17 protein-coding genes are annotated in these 14,653 nt (G+C 71.8%); 16 read left to right on the forward strand and 1 reads right to left on the reverse strand.

Annotated elements, in window-relative coordinates; genetic code table 11:
- Positions 1 to 61: 61 nt before the first annotated feature.
- On the reverse strand, positions 62 to 547 hold the full coding sequence (gene ppa / locus GE115_RS09670; protein WP_153684582.1) for an inorganic diphosphatase: 486 nt from the start codon (positions 545 to 547) through the stop codon (positions 62 to 64).
- 74 nt (positions 548 to 621) lie between these two features.
- Here ppa and tilS point away from each other — a divergent pair, with 74 nt between their 5' ends.
- The 16 genes from tilS to cls all read left to right on the forward strand — a co-directional run bounded on the left by tilS (position 622) and on the right by cls (position 14,615).
- Positions 622 to 1,683: a tRNA lysidine(34) synthetase TilS gene (gene tilS / locus GE115_RS09675; protein WP_153684583.1), complete on the forward strand. Its 1,062-nt coding sequence runs from the start codon at positions 622 to 624 to the stop codon at positions 1,681 to 1,683.
- 66 nt (positions 1,684 to 1,749) lie between these two features.
- A complete protein-coding gene (gene hpt, locus GE115_RS09680; RefSeq protein ID WP_153684584.1) occupies positions 1,750 to 2,301 on the forward strand; it encodes a hypoxanthine phosphoribosyltransferase in 552 nt (183 codons plus the stop codon).
- Positions 2,302 to 2,400: 99 nt separating this feature from the next.
- Complete coding sequence (gene ftsH, locus GE115_RS09685) at positions 2,401 to 4,419, forward strand: ATP-dependent zinc metalloprotease FtsH (protein ID WP_153684585.1); 2,019 nt, start codon at positions 2,401 to 2,403, stop codon at positions 4,417 to 4,419.
- Between the two features lie 31 nt (positions 4,420 to 4,450).
- Entirely contained in the window at positions 4,451 to 5,077 is a 627-nt protein-coding gene (gene folE, locus GE115_RS09690) for a GTP cyclohydrolase I (RefSeq protein WP_153684586.1), read from the forward strand.
- Entirely contained in the window at positions 5,070 to 5,888 is an 819-nt protein-coding gene (gene folP, locus GE115_RS09695) for a dihydropteroate synthase (RefSeq protein ID WP_216648808.1), read from the forward strand. The genes folE and folP overlap by 8 nt, the downstream gene beginning before the upstream one ends.
- On the forward strand, positions 5,881 to 6,252 hold the full coding sequence (gene folB, locus GE115_RS09700; protein ID WP_312855051.1) for a dihydroneopterin aldolase: 372 nt from the start codon (positions 5,881 to 5,883) through the stop codon (positions 6,250 to 6,252). Before folP ends, folB begins: the two co-directional genes overlap by 8 nt.
- A complete protein-coding gene (gene folK / locus GE115_RS09705) occupies positions 6,249 to 6,734 on the forward strand; it encodes a 2-amino-4-hydroxy-6-hydroxymethyldihydropteridine diphosphokinase (protein ID WP_312855052.1) in 486 nt (161 codons plus the stop codon). Before folB ends, folK begins: the two co-directional genes overlap by 4 nt.
- Positions 6,731 to 7,204: a DUF3180 domain-containing protein gene (locus GE115_RS09710; protein ID WP_153684587.1), complete on the forward strand. Its 474-nt coding sequence runs from the start codon at positions 6,731 to 6,733 to the stop codon at positions 7,202 to 7,204. Before folK ends, GE115_RS09710 begins: the two co-directional genes overlap by 4 nt.
- Positions 7,197 to 7,787, forward strand: a complete 591-nt coding sequence (locus tag GE115_RS09715) for a PH domain-containing protein (RefSeq protein WP_153684588.1) — start codon at positions 7,197 to 7,199, stop codon at positions 7,785 to 7,787. Before GE115_RS09710 ends, GE115_RS09715 begins: the two co-directional genes overlap by 8 nt.
- On the forward strand, positions 7,784 to 9,490 hold the full coding sequence (locus tag GE115_RS09720; RefSeq protein ID WP_153684589.1) for a PH domain-containing protein: 1,707 nt from the start codon (positions 7,784 to 7,786) through the stop codon (positions 9,488 to 9,490). The genes GE115_RS09715 and GE115_RS09720 overlap by 4 nt, the downstream gene beginning before the upstream one ends.
- Positions 9,483 to 10,250, forward strand: coding sequence for a Rossmann-like and DUF2520 domain-containing protein (locus GE115_RS09725; protein WP_153684590.1), 768 nt, complete (start codon positions 9,483 to 9,485; stop codon positions 10,248 to 10,250). Before GE115_RS09720 ends, GE115_RS09725 begins: the two co-directional genes overlap by 8 nt.
- Positions 10,247 to 11,113 (forward strand): pantoate--beta-alanine ligase, encoded by an 867-nt coding sequence (gene panC, locus GE115_RS09730; RefSeq protein ID WP_312855053.1) that lies wholly within the window; start codon positions 10,247 to 10,249, stop codon positions 11,111 to 11,113. The genes GE115_RS09725 and panC overlap by 4 nt, the downstream gene beginning before the upstream one ends.
- A 73-nt stretch (positions 11,114 to 11,186) precedes the next feature.
- Positions 11,187 to 12,701 (forward strand): lysine--tRNA ligase, encoded by a 1,515-nt coding sequence (gene lysS, locus GE115_RS09735; protein WP_153684591.1) that lies wholly within the window; start codon positions 11,187 to 11,189, stop codon positions 12,699 to 12,701.
- A 48-nt stretch (positions 12,702 to 12,749) separates the two neighbouring features.
- Positions 12,750 to 12,899 carry a hypothetical protein gene (locus GE115_RS09740; RefSeq protein WP_153684592.1) on the forward strand — a complete coding sequence of 50 codons (150 nt, stop codon included), beginning with the start codon at positions 12,750 to 12,752 and terminating at the stop codon, positions 12,897 to 12,899.
- Between the two features lie 60 nt (positions 12,900 to 12,959).
- Positions 12,960 to 13,136, forward strand: a complete 177-nt coding sequence (locus GE115_RS18335; protein ID WP_172979808.1) for a hypothetical protein — start codon at positions 12,960 to 12,962, stop codon at positions 13,134 to 13,136.
- A gap of 6 nt (positions 13,137 to 13,142) precedes the next feature.
- Positions 13,143 to 14,615 (forward strand): cardiolipin synthase, encoded by a 1,473-nt coding sequence (cls, locus tag GE115_RS09745; RefSeq protein ID WP_153684593.1) that lies wholly within the window; start codon positions 13,143 to 13,145, stop codon positions 14,613 to 14,615.
- Positions 14,616 to 14,653: the final 38 nt, after the last annotated feature.

The following is a 14,653-nucleotide window of genomic DNA, read 5'->3' on the forward strand; positions in this document are numbered from 1 at the left end:
GAACGAGCGGATGCCCCGTCCGGGACATCCGCTCGTCGCAAGCGTTTCGGCGTAGCGCCGATCAGTGACCCGGGTAGGCCTCGATCGCCTTCTGGATCAGCGCGTCGGCCTCGGCGGCGTTCGCCCAGCCCTCGGTCTTGACCCACTTGCCGGGCTCGAGGTCCTTGTAGTGCTCGAAGAAGTGCTCGATCTCCTTGCGCGTGAACTCGGGGATCGAGTCGACGTCCTGGATGTGGTCCCAGCGCGGGTCGCCCGCGGGCACCGCGATGACCTTCGCGTCGCCGCCGCCGTCGTCGGTCATGTGGAACACGCCGACGGGCCGAACCTTGACGCCGACGCCCGGGAACAGCGGGTACTCGAGCAGCACGAGCACGTCCAGCGGGTCGCCGTCGTCGCCCAGCGTATTCTCGAAGAACCCGTAGTCGGTCGGGTAGACGAAGCCGGTGTAGAGCACGCGGTCGAGGAACACCCGGCCCGTCTCGTGGTCGACCTCGTACTTGTTGCGGCTCCCCTTCGGGATCTCGATGACGGCGTTGTACTCGCCCATGTGGCACTCCTGTCAGCTGAAGTCTCGCCGGCCGCCCCGGTCAGGGCGCGCGAACGGCGGAATAAGGTTACTTGATGCCCTCAGACGAGCCCTCCGAACCGCGAGTGGATGCCTCGGGCGCCCGCCGCCCGCGCCTCACGCCGCCGATCGCCGACGTGCGCCGGGCCGTGCGCGGCGCCCTCGCCGAGGGGTTCGCCGACGACACGCTCGTGCTCGTCGCGCTGTCGGGCGGCGCCGACTCGCTCGCGCTCGCCGCGGCGACCGCGTTCGAGGCTCCGCGCGCAGGCCTTCGTGCGGGCGCCGTGATCGTCGACCACGGGCTGCAGGATGCCTCGGACGAGGTCGCCGCGCGAGCGGCGGGGCAGGCGCGGGCGCTCGGCCTCGATCCCGTGCTCGTGCGCCGGGTCGTGGTCGATGGGGAGGGCGGGCCCGAGGCATCCGCTCGCTCGGCCCGCTACGCGGCACTCGACGCGGCCGCCGCCGAGACGGGGGCCGCCGCCGTGCTGCTCGGCCACACGCTCGACGACCAGGCCGAGACGGTGCTGCTCGGGCTCGCGCGCGGATCGGGCGGCGGCAGCCTCTCGGGCATGGCGGCGCGCACGGGCAGGTACCTGCGGCCGCTGCTCGGCATCCGCAGGGCGACGACCCGGCAGGCCTGCCTCGACGCCGGGCTCGAACCGTGGGACGACCCCCACAACGCGGATGCCTCCTATGCCAGGGTCCGCGTGCGCGACCACGTGCTGCCCGTGCTCGAGGCCGAGCTCGGCCCCGGCATCGCCGAGGCGCTCGCGCGCACCGCCGAACAGCTGCGCGAAGACGAGCAGGCGTTCGACGCCCAGATCGAGGAGTTCATCGAGGAGGTCTGCGAGCCCGCGGAGGCCGGCATCGCGATCTCCACCGGATGGCTCGCCGCGAACCCGGCGGCGCTACGGCAACGGGTCATCCGCCATGTGGTCGCGAGCGAGTTCGGGGTGTCGCTGAGCCGCGTGCAGACGCTCGAGGTCGCGCGGCTCGTCACCGACTGGCACGGGCAGGGCCCCGTCGACCTGCCCGCGGGTGTGCGCGCGACGCGCGCCGGGCGGCACCTCGTGTTCTCGACGACGGGTTCGACCGAGGTGCTCCCGCACGACCACTGACCACACCCGGCGGCGCCGCTCGCGTAGGCTCGTGGCATCCGTTCGCCGAGCACGACAGGAGCACCCATGTACGCGCGCGAGATCGAGGCCGACCTGACCGAGGTCCTCGTCACCGAGGCCGAGATCCACGCGAAGCTCGCCGAGCTCGCCCGACGCATCGAGGCCGACTACGACGGCCGCGACCTGCTGCTCGTCGGTGTGCTGAAGGGCGCGGTCATGGTGATGGCCGACCTCGCGCGCGAGCTGCGCAACCACATCAACATGGACTGGATGGCGGTGTCCAGCTACGGCGCCGGCACGAAGTCGTCGGGCGTCGTCAAGATCCTGAAGGACCTCGACACCGACCTCACGGGCCGCGACGTGCTCATCGCGGAGGACATCATCGACTCGGGCCTCACCCTGTCGTGGCTGCGTGAGAACCTCGAGTCGCGCGGCGCCGCGTCGGTCGAGATCTGCGCGCTGTTCCGCAAGCCCGACGCCGCCAAGGTCGAGGTCGACGTCAAGTACGTCGGATTCGACATCCCGAACCAGTTCGTCGTCGGCTACGGCCTCGACTTCGCCGAGCGGTACCGCAACCTCCGCGACGTCGCGATCCTCGCGCCGCACGTCTACAGCTGAACCGCCGGCGCCGGGCGCGCGCTGCGCTCCGGCTGGGCGTGCCGCCCACAGCGAACATCTAGACGACGCTCAGCAGCGCGACGGTAGCCTTGCAGGACCATGAACATGAAGAAGATCCTGCGCGGGCCGATCATCTACATCCTGCTCGCGATCGTCGCGGTGTGGATCGGCTCCAGCCTGATCACCGCGTCCGGCTTCCGCCAGGTCTCGACCCAAGAGGGCCTCGACTTCCTCGCCGACGGCAAGGTCGCCGCGGTGAAGATCGTCGACGGTGAGAACCGCGTCGACCTCACGCTCGAGAAGGCCGACGACGAGTACGGCAAGCAGGTGCAGTTCTACTACGTGACGCCCCGCGGCCCCGACGTGGTCGAGGCGGTCGACGCGGCGGACCCGTCCGACGGCTACAACGACGAGGTGCCGCAACCGAACTGGTTCCTCTCGATGCTCGGCATCCTGCTGCCGCTCGTGCTCATCGGCCTCTTCTTCTGGATCATGCTCTCGGGCATGCAGGGCGGCGGCAACCGGGTCATGCAGTTCGGCAAGTCGAAGGCGAAGCTCGTCTCCAAGGAGAGCCCGAAGGTCACGTTCGACGACGTCGCGGGCAGCGACGAGGCCATCGAAGAACTCCACGAGATCAAGGAGTTCCTGAAGGAGCCGGCGAAGTTCCAGGCCGTCGGCGCGCGCATCCCGAAGGGCGTGCTGCTGTACGGCCCTCCCGGCACGGGCAAGACGCTGCTCGCCCGCGCGGTCGCCGGTGAGGCGGGCGTGCCGTTCTACTCGATCTCGGGTTCCGACTTCGTCGAGATGTTCGTCGGCGTCGGCGCGAGCCGCGTGCGCGACCTGTTCGAGCAGGCCAAGCAGAACGCGCCGGCCATCATCTTCGTCGACGAGATCGACGCGGTCGGCCGCCACCGCGGCGCGGGCCTCGGCGGCGGTCACGACGAGCGCGAGCAGACGCTGAACCAGCTCCTCGTCGAGATGGACGGCTTCGACCCGAAGACCAACGTCATCCTGATCGCGGCGACCAACCGCCCCGACATCCTCGACCCGGCGCTGCTGCGCCCGGGCCGCTTCGACCGCCAGATCGGCGTCGACGCGCCCGACCTCAAGGGCCGCCAGAAGATCCTCGAGGTGCACTCGAAGGGCAAGCCGCTCGCCAACGGCGTCGACCTCGAGGTGCTGGCTCGCAAGACGCCGGGCTTCACGGGCGCCGACCTCGCGAACGTGCTGAACGAGGCCGCGCTGCTCACGGCCCGTTCGAACGCCCAGCTCATCGACAACCGCGCCCTCGACGAGGCGGTCGACCGCGTGATCGCGGGCCCGCAGCGCCGCAGCCGCGTGATGAAAGACAAGGAGAAGCTCATCACCGCGTACCACGAGGGCGGCCACGCCCTCGCCGCGGCGGCGATGAACTACACCGACCCCGTCACAAAGATCACGATCCTGCCGCGCGGCCGGGCCCTCGGCTACACGATGGTGCTGCCGCTCGAAGACAAGTACTCGGTCACGCGCAACGAGCTGCTCGACCAGCTCACCTACGCGATGGGCGGGCGCGTCGCCGAAGAGATCGTGTTCCACGACCCGTCGACGGGCGCCTCGAACGACATCGAGAAGGCGACCTCCACGGCCCGCAAGATGGTCACCGAGTACGGCATGTCGGCGAACGTCGGCGCCGTGAAGCTCGGCCAGTCGCAGGGCGAGGTCTTCCTCGGCCGCGACATGGGCCACCAGCGCGACTACTCGGAGGAGATCGCCGAGAAGGTCGACCTCGAGGTGCGCACCCTCATCGAGCAGGCCCACGACGAGGCGTGGCAGGTGCTGAACGACAACCGCGACATCCTCGACAAGCTGGCCGCCGAGCTGCTCGAGAACGAGACGCTCGACCACCACCAGATCGCCGAGATCTTCAAGGACGTGCGCAAGCTGCCCGAGCGCCCGCTGTGGCTCTCGAGCGACAAGCGTCCGGTGTCCGACCTCCCGCCGATCACGTTCCCCGACGACAAGCTCCCGATCGACGAGGGCATGGTCGACGGCGGGGTCGACTCCGACGAGACGCCGGTCGGCGAGCCCGTCGCGCCGCGCCAGCCGCGGTCGAACCCGCGGCCCGCGACGGCGTAGAACCACCCGAACCCACCCCACGGAGGGCTGCATGGTCGAGGTCGACGCTGCACGCATCGAGCGGGCGGTGCGCGAGATCCTGCTGGCGATCGGTGAAGACCCCGAGCGCCCAGGGCTCGCGCGCACGCCCCAGCGCGTGGCCGAGGCGTACGCCGACTTCTTCGGCGGGCTGGCGGTCGACCCGCTCAGCCACCTGGGCGATCCGGTCGCGGTCGAGTCGGCGCTGCGCCGTGCGGGGGGAGGCGCCGAGCGAGACCTGCCGGCGACGGGCGACGCCGTGGTGCTTCGCGACCTGTCCTTCCGCTCGGTGTGCGAGCACCACCTGCTGCCCTTCGTCGGCACCGCGCACATCGCGTACCTGCCGGGCGACCACGTCGTCGGCCTCGGCCGCATCCCCGCGGTCGTCGACACCCTCGCGCGACGCCCGCAGCTGCAGGAGCGCCTGACTGAAGAGATCGCCGACACGCTCGTGGCGGGCCTCGAGCCGCGCGGCGTGCTCGTGGTGCTCGACGCGCAGCACCGCTGCGTCACGACGCGCGGCGCGCGCCAGGAGCGCAGCTCGACCATCACGATCGCGAGTCGCGGCGAGCTCGCCGAGCCCGCGGCCCGGGCCGAGATCATCGCGCTGATCGGCATGCCGGGCGGCGAGGATGCCTGAGCCGGTGCTCCCGCTCGTCATGGGCGTCGTCAACGTGACACCCGATTCGTTCAGCGACGGCGGCCGCTGGTTCGACGCCGACGCGGCGATCGCCCACGGGCTCGACCTCGTCGCGCAGGGTGCCGACATCGTCGACGTCGGCGGCGAGTCGACGCGTCCGGGTGCGGCCCGGGTCGAGCCGGCTGAAGAGCTGCGGCGCGTCGTGCCCGTGATCCGCGAACTCGCGGGTCGGGGCATCCGGGTGAGCGTCGACACGATGCACGCGGCGACCGCAGCGGCCGCGGTCGAGGCCGGGGCCGAGATCATCAACGACGTGTCGGCCGGGCTCGCCGACGAGGCGATGGCGGCGATCGCCGCCGAGACCGGCGCCCGGTACGTCGCGATGCACTGGCGCGGCCACCTCGACGTCGACGACAGCCAGGCCGAGTACGCGGATGTCGCGCACGAGGTGCGCGACGAGCTCGCGGCGCGGGTCGACGCGCTCGTGGCCGCCGGCATCGCGCCCGACCGGCTGATCCTCGATCCCGGGTTGGGCTTCTCGAAGCGCGCGGCGCACAACTGGGAGATGCTGGCGCGGCTGGGCGAACTGCAGGCGCTCGGCTTCCCGGTGCTCGTCGGCGCGTCGCGCAAGCGGTTCCTCGGGGCCCTGCTGCCCGAGGGCGCGCCGGTCGAGGAGCGCGACCTGCCGACGGCCGTCATCAGCGCCCTGTCGGCCGAGGCCGGCGCGTGGGCCGTTCGCGTGCACGACGTGACCGCGACCCGGCGTGCGCTCGACGTGGTGGGTGCATGGCAGAGTGGACGACGTGGCTGACCGGCGAGATCGCATCACCCTGACCGGCCTTCGCGTCCACGCCCATCACGGCGTCTTCGACTTCGAGCGCGAGGCCGGCCAGCCGTTCGTCGTCGACCTGACCGCCTGGGTCGACCTCGCGCCCGCGGCCGCGGGCGACGACCTCGCGCAGACGGTGCACTACGGCGACCTGGCCGAGGCGGTCGTCGCCGCCGTCGAGCGCGATCCGGTCGACCTCATCGAGACGGTCGCCGAGCGGGTCGCCGCGGTGGCGCTCGGGTTCGGGCCGGTCATCGAGGTCGAGGTCACGGTGCACAAGCCGGATGCCCCGATCGCCGTGCCCTTCGGCGATGTCGCCGTCACCATCGTGCGAGGCCGGCCGTGAGCCGGGCGATCATCGCGTTCGGTGCGAACCTCGGCGACCGCGAGGCGACCATCGCCGCCGCGATCCGCGAGCTCGCCGAGACCGAGGGCGTCGACCTGCTGCAGGTGTCGCCGGTGTACGAGTCGGCGGCGATCAAAGACGCGGGCGTCGACCACGAGGCGCCCGGGTACCTCAACGGCGTCGTCGCCGTCGAGACCGCGCTCGAGCCGCACGACCTGCTCGACCGCCTGCTCGCCATCGAGGCCGTGCACGGCCGCGTGCGCACCGAGCACTGGGGCGACCGCACGCTCGACCTCGACCTCATCGACGTCGACGGCTGCCGCATCGACGACGACCGGCTCGTGCTGCCCCACCCGCGGGCCTGGCAGCGCGCCTTCGTGCTCGCGCCGTGGCTCGACGTCGACCCCGATGCCGTGATCGCCGGCCGCGGCCCCGTCGCGCGCCTGCGCGCGGAGGCATCCGACGAGGTGACGAGGCGATGAAGCGCACGCACGCGACGTCGTTGATCGCCGCCGCCGCCATCGGCGCCGTGATCGGATATCTCGGCGAGCTGCTGCTCGTCACGTCGGGCGCGAACGTCATCGTGCCGCCCCTGTCGCTGCCGATCACGCTCGCGGGCGTCGCGGCGATCGTGCTCATCCTGGCGTGGCCGATCCGGCGCGCCGTGACCGGCGCGTCGAAGCAGCGGGTCGACCCGTTCCGCGCGATGCGCGTGGCCGTGCTCGCGAAGGCGTCGAGCCTCTCGGGCGCGCTCATGGTCGGCCTCGGACTCGGCATCGCGCTGTTCCTCGCGACCCGCGCCGTCCTGCCGAACCCGGGTACGCTGTGGCTCGCCCTCGCGACCTCGATCGGCGCGGCCGTGCTGCTGGCCGGCGGACTCGTCGCCGAATGGTTCTGCACCCTGCCGCCCGACGACCCCGAGGCCGACGAGAAGGAGCACGCGCATGCCTGAGGTCCCGTACGACGAGGCCGAGGTCCCGGTGCCGCCAGAGGCGGTGCCGACCGAGCCGGGGACGCCCGAGGCGGGGACGCCCGAGGCCGCCGCGCCCGAGGCATCCGCCGGTTCGCACGTCGACGCCGACTGGCGGCGCGTGTCGCCGAAGTACGTCGTCGTCGAGGTCATCGGGTCGATCATCGGCGAGGCGATACTCGTGGGCGCGATGCTCGTCGTGCACTTCGTCTTCGGCCAGCAGTGGGCGCTCTGGGTCGCGATCGCCGCCGCCGTCCTCGGCATCGTCTCGATCGCGTTCGAACCGCGACGCGTGCGCTCCATCGCGTACCGCCTGCGTGAAGACGACCTCGTCTTCCGGCGCGGCATCATGTATCAGCGCCAGGTCGCCGTGCCGTACGGGCGCATGCAGCTGGTCGACATCACCCGCGGTCCGCTCGCGCGCGCGATGGGCCTGGCCGACCTCAAGTTCGTGACCGCGGCCGCCGCGACCGCCGTCACCGTGCCCGGGCTTCCCGCCGAAGAGGCCGACCGCCTCCGCGACGAGCTCGTCGCCCTCGCCGAGACCCGCCGGGCGGGGCTGTGAGCGAGTCCGACCGCGATCGCGGCGCTGCGGCGCCCGCGGCCGCCCGCCGGGCGACCGATCTCGCCGACGGCGAGTGGCACCGGCTGCACCCCGCGAGTCCGCTGCTGCGAGGCGGGCTCGCGCTCATCGCGATCATCGGCTTCGTGATCGCGAACCTGCGCGAGCGCCTGGTCGAGATGTTCCTGCCGGTGTTCGCGCCCGACCTGGGCGGCGAGGTCGACCGGGAGTTCTCCGACTGGCAGGGCGACTGGGCGAACGACCCGATCGGCGGTATCGTGCTGAACGGCCTCGTCGGCTGGGCGCTGCTCGCGGTCGTGCTCGTGCTCGCCGGCATCGTCGGCGGGTTCTGGCTGTCGTGGCGCATGCACAGCTTCCGCATCACCGGCGAGGCCGTCGAGGTGCGAAGCGGCATCCTCTTCCGGTCGCACCGCAGCGCCCGTCTCGACCGCATCCAGGGCATCAACGTGCAGCGCCCGCTGTTCGCGCGCCTCTTCGGCGCGGCCAAGCTCGAGCTCTCGGTCGCCGGGCAGTCGGGTGACGTGCAGCTCTCGTACCTCGGTTCGACGCTGGCCGACAGTCTGCGCGCGGACATCCTGCGCCTCGCGTCGGGCGCGCGCGCCGCGAAGGCCGCCGGCGTGCGTCCCGACTCGGCGGCGGATGTCGCGGCGATCGCGGATGCCGCGGCGGCGGGCGAACCCGTGGCCGACGGGGTTCCGGGTCACGCGCTCGACGAGGCATCCGCAGCGGGCAAGGGGCGCGTCTCCGAGCTGGTGGGCCGGCGCGTCGGCGAGTTCATGGCGCCCGAACTCGATCCCGAGCTCGCGCCACCGGAGTCGGTCGTGCACATCCCGCTCGGGCGCGTGATCGGCTCGACGCTGCTCGGCGGCGCGATGATCTGGACGGTCATCCTCGTCGGCGTGCTGGCCGCCGGCATCTTCACCCAGCAGTGGTGGGTGCTGTTCAGCTTCGTCCCCGCGCTGATCGGCCTCGTCAGCTACGCCTGGTCGCGCATCACGAAGTCGCTGCGGTACTCCATCGCGGGCACGCCCGACGGCGTGCGCATCGGCCACGGCCTGCTCTCGACGGGCAACCAGACCATCCCGCCGGGGCGCGTGCACGCGATCGAGGCGACCCAGTGGCTGCTGTGGCGCCCGTTCGGCTGGTGGACCGTGCGGGTCAACGTCGCCGGCCAGTCGATCTCGGCGGGCAGCGACGCGGCGCAGCGCACGCTCGTGCTGCCGGTCGGCACCGCCGACGACGTGCGCCGCGTGCTCGACCTCCTCGTGCCCGGCAGCGCGATCGCTCTCGCCGACGTCATCGGCGCGGGCCTGACCGGCCGCGGCACCGACGGCGGATTCCGCCCCGCGCCGCGACGTTCGGCGTGGCTGCATCCCCTCTCGTGGCGGCGCATCGGCTGGATCGAGCAGGACGGCATCGCCGCCATCCGTCGCGGCGTGCTGCTGCGAGGGCTCGTGGTCGTGCCGCTCGCGCGCCTGCAGTCGGTCGCGATCCAGCGCGGGCCGGTGCGCCGGATGCTCCGCCTCGCGTCGCTGCGGCTGCACACCGTGACCGGCCCCGTGACCGCCACGCTCCCGGCCGTCGACGCCATCGACGCCGAGCAGGCCTTCGAGTCGGTGGCGCGCGAGGCCGTCGAGCGCGCGGCGCTCGACACGAGCGATCACTGGGGGGCGGCGCATGCCTGACCGGCCCGACCAGCGCGCCGGCCGTCTCGGCGTCGGGGTCATCGGCGCCGGACGCGTCGGCGCCGTGCTCGCCTCCGCCCTCGGCGGCGCCGGGCACGCGCTGACCGGTGTGGCCGCCGTGTCGGAGGCGAGCCGGAGCCGCGCCGACGTCATGCTGCCCAACGTGCCCGTGCTGACCGTGCCCGAGATCGTCGAGCGCAGCGAGCTCGTGCTCCTCGCGGTGCCCGCCGACGAACTCGAGGCGCTCGTGGCCGGCCTCGCGACGGCGGGCGTGTGGCAACCCGGACAGCTGGTCCTGCACACGGCCGCGCGGTACGGCACGGGCGTGCTCGAGCCCGCGCTCCGCGCGGGAGGCATCCCGCTCGCGGTGCACCCGGTGATGAGCTTCACGGGCACCTCGATCGACCTGGCACGGCTCGCCGGAACCTGGTTCGCCGTGACCGCTCCGGCGCCCGTGCTGCCGATCGCGCAGGCGCTCGTCGTCGAGATGGGCGGCGAGCCGTTCGTCGTCGCCGAAGCCGACCGCACCGCGTACGCGGAGGCCATCGACACCGCCGTGTCGTTCTCGACCGCGATCGTCGACCAGGCCAGCGACCAGCTCGACGGCATCGGCGTCGCGCGGCCAGGCGCCGTGCTCGCCCCGCTCGTGCGCAGCGCCGTCGAGAACGCGCTCGCGCGCCACGACGCCGGGCCCGGCCTCGACGGCACGGGTACGATCGACGGGGCCGGAATCGTCGGGCCGCCAGGAGGTGCCGTGTGACCGCAGCCGTTCCGCGCACCCGCGTCGCCGGCACCATCGCCGAACTCCGCGCGGTCGTCGACGAGCGGCGCGCCGGCGGGGCATCCGTCGCCCTCGTGCCGACGATGGGCGCACTGCACGAGGGCCACCTCGCGCTCGTCGCGCGCGCGAGGGAGCTCGCCGACGTCGTCATCGTCTCGATCTTCGTGAACCCGCTGCAGTTCGGCCCCGGCGAAGATCTCGACCGCTACCCGCGCACGCTCGACGCTGACCTCGCGGCGCTCGACGGCCTCGGCGTCGCGGCGGTGTTCGCCCCGACCGTCGCCGAGATGTATCCCGGCGGCGCGGCCTCGACCCGCGTCGTCGCGGGCGAGGTCGGCTCGCTCTACGAGGGCGCATCGCGTCCCGGGCACTTCGACGGCATGCTGACGGTCGTCGCGAAACTCTTCCACATCGTGCGCCCCGACGTCGCGTGCTTCGGGCAGAAGGACGCGCAGCAGGTGTTCCTCGTGAACCGCATGGTGCGCGACCTCGACTTCCCGCTCGCGATCGAGGTCGTGCCGACCGTTCGCGAGGCCGACGGGCTCGCGCTCTCGAGCCGCAACCGGTTCCTCTCGGCCGACGACCGACGCGCAGCGCTCGCGCTCTCCGAGGCGCTCCGAGCCGCGGAGGCCGCCGGCCCGCAGGGCGTCGAAGAGGTGCTCGCCGAGGCCGACGCCGCCTTCGGCGCGCACGAGGCCGTGCAGCCCGACTACCTCGTGGTGGTCGACCCGGCGACGTTCCTGCCGGTCGAGCCCGGTGCGACTGGCGAGGCGGTCGTGCTGGTCGCGGCCCGCGTCGGCAGTACGCGGTTGATCGACAACGCGCGCATTCGGCTGGGGTGACCGCGTCGACCGGCGGCGACGACGGGCGCAAGTAGGCTGGTCCCTGCACGTTTCCGCGCGACGAGAGAGAACGATGGCCGAGAATCCCACGGATGCCGCACCCGAGCCGACCGCCGAGGAGATCTCGGAGCAGAAGGCGGTGCGCCTGGCCAAGCGCGACCGGCTGAACTCGGGCGCCGACCTCGGCGGCGGCGCCTACCCGGTGAGCCTGCCCGTGACGGCGAGCATCGCCGAGGTGCGCGACCGGTTCGTGGGCCTCGGCGTCGACGAGGCGAGCGGCGAGCAGGTCGGCGTCGCCGGCCGCGTCGTGCACCTGCGCAACACCGGCAAGCTGTGCTTCGCGGCGCTCCAGGCCGGCGACGGCAGCCGCATCCAGGCGATGATCTCGCTCGCCGAGGTGGGCGAGGAGGGCCTCGCCGCGTGGAAGGAGCTCGTCGACCTCGGCGACCACGTCTTCGTGGCGGGTGAGGTCATCACGAGCCGTCGTGGCGAGCTGTCGATCATGGCGAAGGAGTGGCGCATCGCCGCGAAGGCCGTGCTGCCGCTGCCGAACCTGCACACCGAGCTCTCCGAGGAGACGCGCGTGCGCAGCCGCTACCTCGACCTGATCGCCCGCGAGCAGGCGCGCAAGAACGTGGTCGATCGCGCCAAGGTCAACCAGAGCCTGCGCCAGACGTTCGCCGGCCGCGGCTATGTCGAGGTCGAGACCCCGATGCTGCAGGTCATGCACGGCGGGGCATCCGCGCGCCCGTTCGTGACGCACTCGAACGCGTTCGACACCGAGCTGTACCTGCGCATCGCGCCCGAGCTGTACCTCAAGCGCGCCGTCGTCGGCGGCATCGAGCGCGTGTTCGAGATCAACCGCAACTTCCGCAACGAGGGCGCCGACTCGACGCACTCGCCCGAGTTCGCGATGCTCGAGGCGTACCAGGCGTACAGCGATTACCACGGCATGGCCGAGCTGACCCAGTCCCTCGTGCAGGACGCGGCGCTCGCCGTCTCGGGCTCGCACGTCGTGACCTGGGCCGACGGCACCGAGTACGACCTCGGCGGCGACTGGGACCGCATCTCGATGTACGGCTCGCTCTCCGACGCGGTCGGCGAGCAGATCACCCCCGAGACGCCGATGTCGCGGCTGCGCGAGCTCGCCGACGCCGAGGGCATCGAGGTCGACCACCCGCTGCCCGGCAAGTACGTCGAAGAGCTCTGGGAGCACCACGTCAAGGGCGGCCTCGTGCGGCCGACCTTCGTCATGGACTTCCCGCTCGACACCTCCCCGCTCGTGCGCTGGCACCGGTCGATCCCCGGCGTCGTCGAGAAGTGGGACCTCTACATCCGCGGCTTCGAGCTCGCGACCGGCTATTCCGAGCTCGTCGACCCCGTCGTGCAGCGCGACCGCTTCGTCGAGCAGGCGAAGCTCGCCGCCGGCGGCGACCCAGAGGCCATGCGCCTCGACGAGGAGTTCCTGCGCGCGCTCGAGTTCGGCATGCCGCCGTCGGGCGGCATGGGCATGGGCATCGACCGGCTGCTGATGGCGATCACCGGGCTCGGCATCCGCGAGACGATCCTCTTCCCGCTGGTCAAGTGACCGGATGCCTCGAATCGACCGGATGCCTCGACTGAACGGATTGCTCGCATGAACGACTACCTGCCGAAGAAGGAACTCGAACCCGAACGCGACCCGCGCAAGCCCTCGCCCACGCGTCTCGCGATCTGGATCATCGTCGGCGCGATCGGCCTGTACCTGCTCGGGTCGGGCATCTGGGGCATCGTCACCGCCGGCTGAGCGGGTCGCGGCCCGGCCACGGGCGGATTCGGAGATTCACCGGCGTATCCTTGGGGGACTATGGACGACTTCTGGGCGAACGCGATCTGGTCGCTGGCGCCGACCGTGCTCATCGGCCTGCTCTTCTGGTTCATCATGCGCGCGATCATGCGCGCCGACCGCACCGAGCGCGACGTCTACGCGAAGATCGAGGCCGAGGAGCGCGCGAAGCTCGGTCGCGAGCGCCCGGTCGGCTGACCGGGCATGGGGGATTCCGGCGCGCCGTGGGGACTGATCCTCGCGGCTGCGCTGCTGCTGATCGACCTCGCCATCCGCATCGTCGCGATCATCGTCGTGCCGCGCAACCGTCGGCCGACCGCCGCGATGGCGTGGCTGCTCGCGATCTTCTTCATCCCCTTCGTCGGGGTGCTGTTCTACCTCCTGATCGGCAACCCGAAGCTGCCCAAGCGGCGGCGTGAGAAGCAGGCCGAGGTCGACCGGTTCATCCGCGAGTCCACGCACGGCACCGAGCGCGTCAGCGACAGCGCCGCATGGCCGAGCTGGTTCGAGGGCATCGTGCGGCTGAACCGCAACCTCGGCGCGATGCCGCTCATCGGCTCGAACAGTGCCCGGCTCATCGGCAGTTACCAGGGCTCGCTCGACGCGATGACGGCCGCGATCCGCTCGGCCGAGCGGTACGTGCACGTCGAGTTCTATATCCTCGCCCTCGACCGAACGACCGAGCCGTTCTTCGACGCGCTCGGCGACGCGGTGACGCGCGGCGTCGAGGTGCGGGTGCTGCTCGACCACGTGGCATCCGTTCGCGCGAAGGGGTACCGGCGCACGATCAGGCGGCTGAAGGCCATGGGCGTCGACTGGCAGCTGATGCTGCCGGTGCAGCCGTGGAAGGGCCGGTACCAGCGACCCGACCTGCGCAACCACCGCAAGATCCTCGTGGTCGACGGCGCCGTCGGATTCCTCGGCTCGCAGAACATCATCGACCGCAGCTACAACAAGCGCAGCAACCTCCGCCGCGGGCTGATGTGGAAGGAACTCGTGGCGCGGCTCGAGGGCCCGATCGTCACGGGCCTCGACGCGATCTTCGCGACCGACTGGTACCTCGAGACCGGTGACGCGCTCACGCGCGACGAGATCGTCGGGTTCGACCAGCCCGGCGAGGCGCAGAACCTCGACTGCCAGGTCGTGCCGAGCGGCCCCGGGTTCACGAACGAGAACAACCTGAAGCTGTTCCTCGCGCTGCTGTACGCGGCGAAGGAGCGCATCATCATCACGTCGCCGTACTTCGTGCCCGACGAGGCGATGCTTCGCGCGATCAGCGGCGCGACGCAGCGGGGCATCCACGTCGAGCTCTTCGTCTCGGAGATCGGCGACCAGGCGCTCGTGTACCACGCGCAGCGCTCCTACTACGAGGCGCTGCTGCGCGCGGGCGTGCGCATCTTCATGTATCAGGCGCCGTACATCCTGCACGCGAAGCACTTCACGATCGACGACGACGTCGCGGTGATCGGCTCGAGCAACATGGACATCCGCTCGTTCGAGCTGAACATGGAAGTGTCCCTGCTGGTGCGCGGGGCCTCGTTCGTGCGCGAGATGCGCGAGGTCGAGGCCGAGTACCGTCGCGACAGCCGCGAACTGGTGCTCCACGAGTGGATGAACCAGCCCCTGCGCTCGACCGTGCTCGACAACCTCGCACGGCTGACGAGCGCGCTGCAGTAGTCGAGGCGGTCCCGGCATCGGTTCGCGCCCTCGCGATC

It is taken from the genome of Agromyces agglutinans (genome assembly GCF_009647605.1).
GTDB lineage: Bacteria > Actinomycetota > Actinomycetes > Actinomycetales > Microbacteriaceae > Agromyces > Agromyces agglutinans.

Bases quoted from the DNA above. Each gene is read 5' to 3' on its own strand.
- GE115_RS09715 (WP_153684588.1), top strand. From the start codon at position 7,197: ATGCCTGAGGTCCCGTACGACGAGGCCGAGGTCCCGGTGCCGCCAGAG.
- tilS (WP_153684583.1), top strand. From the start codon at position 622: ATGCCCTCAGACGAGCCCTCCGAACCGCGAGTGGATGCCTCGGGCGCC.
- cls (WP_153684593.1), top strand. From the start codon at position 13,143: ATGGGGGATTCCGGCGCGCCGTGGGGACTGATCCTCGCGGCTGCGCTG.
- lysS (WP_153684591.1), top strand. From the start codon at position 11,187: ATGGCCGAGAATCCCACGGATGCCGCACCCGAGCCGACCGCCGAGGAG.
- GE115_RS09725 (WP_153684590.1), top strand. From the start codon at position 9,483: ATGCCTGACCGGCCCGACCAGCGCGCCGGCCGTCTCGGCGTCGGGGTC.
- GE115_RS09740 (WP_153684592.1), top strand. From the start codon at position 12,750: ATGAACGACTACCTGCCGAAGAAGGAACTCGAACCCGAACGCGACCCG.
- folP (WP_216648808.1), top strand. From the start codon at position 5,070: ATGCCTGAGCCGGTGCTCCCGCTCGTCATGGGCGTCGTCAACGTGACA.
- GE115_RS09710 (WP_153684587.1), top strand. From the start codon at position 6,731: ATGAAGCGCACGCACGCGACGTCGTTGATCGCCGCCGCCGCCATCGGC.
- hpt (WP_153684584.1), top strand. From the start codon at position 1,750: ATGTACGCGCGCGAGATCGAGGCCGACCTGACCGAGGTCCTCGTCACC.
- ppa (WP_153684582.1), bottom strand. From the start codon at position 547: ATGGGCGAGTACAACGCCGTCATCGAGATCCCGAAGGGGAGCCGCAAC.
- GE115_RS18335 (WP_172979808.1), top strand. From the start codon at position 12,960: ATGGACGACTTCTGGGCGAACGCGATCTGGTCGCTGGCGCCGACCGTG.
- folE (WP_153684586.1), top strand. From the start codon at position 4,451: ATGGTCGAGGTCGACGCTGCACGCATCGAGCGGGCGGTGCGCGAGATC.
- ftsH (WP_153684585.1), top strand. From the start codon at position 2,401: ATGAACATGAAGAAGATCCTGCGCGGGCCGATCATCTACATCCTGCTC.